The organism is Oleiphilus sp. HI0117 (genome assembly GCF_001635235.1).
Window position 1 is genome coordinate 1 of record NZ_LWGA01000839.1, and the last position, 2,084, is coordinate 2,084.

The following is a 2,084-nucleotide window of genomic DNA, read 5'->3' on the forward strand; positions in this document are numbered from 1 at the left end:
TGGCTGGGTTTTACACTCCATTGTTTTGGAAGCAATAACATCGGTGTCGACACCGCCCAAGGTGACTTCAGCGGTCCGGTAGCCTTCTGTTCCGGCGGGTTTTAGTGTCCAGTTGTTTAGGTGAGTGGCAATCGATCTAATGGTGCTGTCGGTAAATTCGCCCATCGGTTTTTCTGCTTCAGCTTTCCAAAATAGAGCTTGTAGTTCTAAACAAAAGGCTTTGGAGAAATGTTCAGACAATATATTCCTGAGAAGAGATTTTGGCTTCGATGACTTGAATTCAAGTAGTGTGGCTTCAACATCTAGATCAGGTAACAGGTTGATATGAATAAGGTCGCCTTGCTTCCAATAGTTGGAGCATTGTAGGGCAACAGGGCCGCTAATGCCGCGATGAGTGAACAGCATGTTCTCTCGAAATGTGGTGCCGTTGGTTTCCATTGTCACGTCAACCGCTAACCCTGATAAGCGTTCAGTAAGCGCTTTGGTTTGATCGGTGAAAATGAAAGGGACTAATCCCGCTGAACGTTCTTTGAGAGGCAGGTTAAATTGTTCGGCAATATCGTAGCCAAAGCCGCTTGAACCTAGTGTAGGAATGGATAGGCCACCGGTTGCGATCACCAAGGAACGGCAGGTGAAAACACCGGCGTTAGAGCGAAGTATATAGCGCTGCTCATCACTTTCGTCTAGGGTTTCGATAAACTCCACCTGGCATTTGGTTTTGATCTCGACACCGGCGTCGCTGCACTCATCGAGTAGCATCTTCAGAATATCTTTTGCTGAATTATCGCAGAACAGCTCGCCATGAGAGCGTTCATGATAAGGGATGCTATGTTTATCGACCAGGCCGATGAAGTCCCATTGGGTGTAGCGCGCAAGGGCAGATTTTACAAAGTGAGGGTTGCTGCAAAGATAGTTGCTGGGCTCTACATAGTAGTTGGTAAAGTTGCAGCGGCCGCCGCCAGACATCAATATTTTCTTGCCGACTTTATTGCTGCTGTCGAGAACCAAAACGCGCTTGCCAAGTTGACCGGCTGTTAGTGCGCACATTAAACCTGAGGCACCCCCGCCAATAATAATGGAGTCAAAGTGAGGGTGTTTGCTCATTGTTTATATATTCGGGTTTTGTTCTTCGAGAAGATAGTTTTTAAAGTGATGTTCGCCATCTTGATCGACTTTCAGATACCAAACATGCTTGTCCCAGTCACCTAATACGATTCGTACAGCTGGTAAGCCGTTTGCTTCGACTTCGTGAATCATTGGGCGATGAGTATGCCCGTGTATCATGTGTTGAACCTTATGTGCTTCAAGTTCACGAATCACCTCTTCAGGCGTTACGTCCATGATCTCTGTGCTTTTATCCTGGTTATTCGCTTGGCTCATTGCTCGAAGTTGCTGAGCTGTGATTTTTCGCTCTTCAATCGGGCGCTTTAAGAAGGGAGCCAAGAAAGCGGGGTTACGAATGGTTGCTCTGAATTTCATGTAGCCGGTATCAGCAGTACAGAGGCTATCGCCATGCATAAGCAGTGTTGGTTCGCCTGCTACGTCGATAACACATGGATCATCAAGTAGGGTGGCGCCAGTTTCTTGTGCGAAAACATCGCCTACTAAAAAGTCACGATTACCGTGCATAAAGAAAAGTTGGCAACCTTGCTCACTGAGGGCTTTGAGGCGCTGTTTTACTTCAAGCTGAAGTTCGGTGTTTTCATCGTCACCAATCCAACTTTCGAAGAAATCACCAAGAATATAGAGCTTGTCAGCATCGTTTTGAATAGAGTCGAGGAATAAAAAGAAAGCCCTGATAATATCAGGGCGTGACTCTTCCAGATGCAGATCTGAAATAAAATAAGTGCTCATGACGAGGTCTTATTCACCATCTTCAGCTGCTTCACCTTCAAGAACGCTAGCTTCTTCAATGATCACGTCTTCAACTGGCACGTCTTGGTGGCCAGCTTTAGTCGTGGTCTTAACGCCTTTGATCTTATCGACAACGTCTTGACCTTCAACGACTTCACCAAATACTGCATAACCCCAGCCTTCCATTGTTTCAGCCGTATAGTCTAGGAACGTGTTGTCTTTAACATTGA

The 2,084-nt window shown here is 46.2% G+C and carries 3 protein-coding genes; all 3 read right to left on the minus strand.

Annotated features, from left to right (window positions below; genetic code table 11):
- Nucleotides 1–1,104, minus strand: a 1,104-nt coding sequence (locus A3757_RS14230) for an NAD(P)/FAD-dependent oxidoreductase (RefSeq protein ID WP_068739816.1), incomplete at its 3' end; no start/stop codon positions are given.
- A gap of 3 nt (nucleotides 1,105–1,107) precedes the next feature.
- A complete protein-coding gene (locus tag A3757_RS14235; RefSeq protein ID WP_068510342.1) occupies nucleotides 1,108–1,854 on the minus strand; it encodes a UDP-2,3-diacylglucosamine diphosphatase in 747 nt (248 codons plus the stop codon).
- A 9-nt stretch (nucleotides 1,855–1,863) separates the two neighbouring features.
- A partial coding sequence (locus A3757_RS14240; RefSeq protein ID WP_197470053.1) for a peptidylprolyl isomerase occupies nucleotides 1,864–2,084 on the minus strand: 221 nt, incomplete at its 5' end.